Origin of the sequence: Kocuria subflava (assembly GCF_012163155.1) — a bacterium.
Taxonomy (GTDB): domain Bacteria; phylum Actinomycetota; class Actinomycetes; order Actinomycetales; family Micrococcaceae; genus Kocuria; species Kocuria subflava.
On sequence record NZ_JAAVUN010000135.1, the window covers coordinates 1 to 231 of the forward strand.

Annotated in this window: 1 pseudogene; it reads left to right on the plus strand. The window is 66.2% G+C overall.

Annotated elements, in window-relative coordinates:
- Positions 1 to 231 (plus strand): annotated as a pseudogene (locus GTW58_RS14785) (glutamate--tRNA ligase); the annotation flags it as partial.

The window sequence follows — 231 nt, forward strand, 5'->3', positions numbered from 1 at the left end:
GGCGAGATCTACCAGGACGTCACCGCCAAGCCCAAGGACGCCGGGGCGATCTACGAGTCCTACTCGACCCCCGAAGAGGTCGAACAGCGCCACCGTGATGCCGGACGCGACCCCAAGCTGGGCTACGACAACTTCGACCGGGAGCTGTCCGCAGAACAGATCGCAGCGTTCCGCGCCGAAGGCCGTGAACCCGTGCTGCGCCTGCGCATGCCGGACGAAGCCATCGTCTTC